At 59.6% G+C, this 2,835-nt stretch carries 3 protein-coding genes; 2 read left to right on the plus strand and 1 reads right to left on the minus strand.

The annotated features are described in order from the left end of the window. A partial coding sequence (locus LB557_RS31330) for a c-type cytochrome (RefSeq protein WP_411970590.1) occupies positions 1 to 218 on the plus strand: 218 nt, incomplete at its 5' end. A gap of 184 nt (positions 219 to 402) precedes the next feature. On the opposite strand, the gene LB557_RS31335 is transcribed toward LB557_RS31330, so the two are convergent. Then, positions 403 to 666 (minus strand): hypothetical protein, encoded by a 264-nt coding sequence (locus LB557_RS31335; protein WP_224644355.1) that lies wholly within the window; start codon positions 664 to 666, stop codon positions 403 to 405. 858 nt (positions 667 to 1,524) lie between these two features. Here LB557_RS31335 and LB557_RS31340 point away from each other — a divergent pair. Then, a partial coding sequence (locus tag LB557_RS31340) for a DUF5801 repeats-in-toxin domain-containing protein (protein ID WP_411970591.1) occupies positions 1,525 to 2,835 on the plus strand: 1,311 nt, incomplete at its 3' end.

The raw sequence follows: 2,835 nt of genomic DNA on the forward strand, positions 1-2,835 counted from the left end.
CCGGCGTGCCGGGGGCACAAGGCCAGGTTGGTCCGCGCCTCGATTCCAGCCTTGCCGACCGGGTCTTTATCGCCGGCGTGCTGGCGAACAATCCGGAGAACCTGATCCGCTGGATACGAGCGGCCAGGGAGATCAATCCGCACACGGCCATGCCATCGACGGGGATCACAGAGCAGCAGGCGCGTGATATCGCTGCCTACCTCTACGCCCTGAAATGATCAGCCCTCGCCGCCGCGCCGGGACCACAGGCCGCGGCCGGGGTCGCAGCCGACCACTGCCGCCAGGAAAAGCACGACGAGGCAGGCGAGAACGACAAGGGCGGAAACGAGATCGAAGCGCAGATAGAGCGTGAAGCGTATCAGTTCGACCGCGGAACTGAACGGCCCTCGAGCGACAGCGCCTTCATGGACCGATCACCACTCCCCAGGGGCTGCGTCCCACCGGCACCGACTTCACCACCTCCTCATTCTCCAGATCGATGAACGAGATGTCGCGGGAATTGCCATTAGCGCTGACCAGGCGCTTCTGGTCATCGGACAGCGCCAAGTGCCACGGCCGCTGGCCGACGAGATAGAGGCGGCGCACCGCCAGCGTCTTGGCATCCACTTCGGCCACCCGGTTGGCCGAACCGAGCGCGACATAGGCAGTGGCGCCGTCGCGTGCCATTTCGATGTCGACCGCCTGGACGCCCTCGCTGCGGATGCCGGGGACCTCGAACTCGACCTTGCCGGTCTCTGCACGAGACGTGGTGTCGAGACGGTCACCGTCCCGCGACCAACAGAAGCAGCAGGATCGAGAGCGCCAGTTTCATTGATGGAGAGGTTGGGCGAGAATAGGAGTTCATTGACGACCTGAGGGTCGGCCACGTCGACTTCGCCTCTTCGCCCGAAGGCCGTCAACTGGCGACGGAAGAACCGGCAATACCGATCCGTCCAATCCATCATAGGTGCAGTTAGCGAATTTTGCTTCCAGCATGTTTGATTTTAGTTGCTCTCTGCCGAGGCTGGTCAGTGTTGATCACCGAACAGCGTGCAAAGCCTGTAATCTACTGCATTCTCTTTGCATTTCAAACACTTGGCAGGCGAGAATTGCCGCGATTCACGGCTGTTCGATGCTCGTTTGAATCGGTTTAGATTCATATTAATTTCAAAAATGCAATAGGCATATTGAATTGTCCACAAATTGGAGTAGCTTTTTAGCTATTGCTAATAAAAGGAGGACGGCATGCACATCCGTGCGTGCCAAGGGAGGGGGGTCATCATCATGGCCTATTTATTGCCTGATAGCATCCGCCGGCTGCGGATGATCCACGCGCGCAGGACACGTCCGCGCGGGAACGCCTGACCGGGGCATGAGCGAAGGGCTTGGAACGCCCTCGACGCCCTACCCCCGATCCATTCCACCACTCCACTTTCTTTAACGAGGACGCGTAGCGCCGGCCGTACCGGCGGATGCGCGCCCATGCGGCCGGTTGCCGGCGTTGGGGCCGATTTCCGCCTGCCGCAATAACCAGGGAGAATTCCGATGGCACTCGACATCCTCGCCCAAGACATCATCATCGACGAAACGACCGGCCTCCAAGACAATGATATCAACCCGGCCGTTGCGCCGTACAGCACCAACACGACGCTGCAATATCTCGAGACTCTCGGTTCTCCGCTCGAAACCGCATTCCAGGCTAACTTCGTGCGGGCCACGGCGAGCGCCGGAGAAACCATCAACTCGATCGTTCTTACGCAAAACGCTTCCGGCACGCCGTTCTCCACCACGGTTGGCGTGAACAGCAACCTTCAGACTGACGACGGAAAATATATATGGCTGTTCCAGGACGCAACGCATGCGAACGTCGTGATCGGTGTCATCGGCACCTCTGATCCGTCTGCCGCGCCCGTTGCGAATGGCCCCCTCGCCTTCTCGTTTGGTCTGGACTCCACGAGCGCCACAAACGCGGACCTTTACTTAGTCGAGTATGTGCCGTTGCACCATCCGGACGCGACCAACCCGGACGACCGCATCGATCTAACCGATAAGGTGTTCGCATCGGTCGCCGGAACCTCGGTGGTTAATTTCTCGGGCCAGAACGCGGCTCCCGGCAATCATGATTTCTATGTGATCGATTCGGGAAGCGACGCTACGAAGCAGATTTTGGTGACAGGTTTCCTCGGGGCGGCCAATGCCACCGCCAACGTCAGTACACAAGGCTTCGGCGTCAACAACCAGAGCATCAATCCGGCTGAGGCGTTGCAGGTCGATTTCGTGACTGGCGGCACCTTGGCCGCGGGTACCGCTTCGCAGATACAGTACGGCGGCCACCTCGAGAACATTACGCAGGCCGGGTTTACGATCAACCAGATCACGCCTTCCAATCCGAGTTTGCGGGTGGACATCAAAATCAGCACCGTCAATGTCACGGGCAACGAGCAAGGCTTGAACTTTTATGACGGCAGCCCCACCACCCCCGCGCCCATCGCCAGCCTTACGCTGACCGGCACATCCGGGTTTGCGTCGCCGATCACCGCTAATGGCACCTATGCCACGGGAAGCGGCAACGTCACCGTCAGCGGCATGGGCACAGGCACCGTAACCATCACCGGCCTCGACAACGTCACCACCGTCAACATCACCACGAGCAATCCCATGGATCGGCTGACGGTTACGGGGGTCGATGCAAACGAAGGCTGTGACATCACCGAGTTCCATTTCACGGCGCAAAACACCAATGGCCATACCGAGGAGGTCGGCTCTTTCATCAACTTTGACGATGACGGGCCGAGCATATCGACGACCGGCACCGAGCCGACGCTAACCGTCGACGAGACGGTTCTTGGGACCGAC

Origin of the sequence: Mesorhizobium sp. BR115XR7A, from assembly GCF_020165315.1 — a bacterium.
In the GTDB taxonomy this organism is placed as follows: Bacteria; Pseudomonadota; Alphaproteobacteria; order Rhizobiales; family Rhizobiaceae; genus Mesorhizobium; species Mesorhizobium australicum.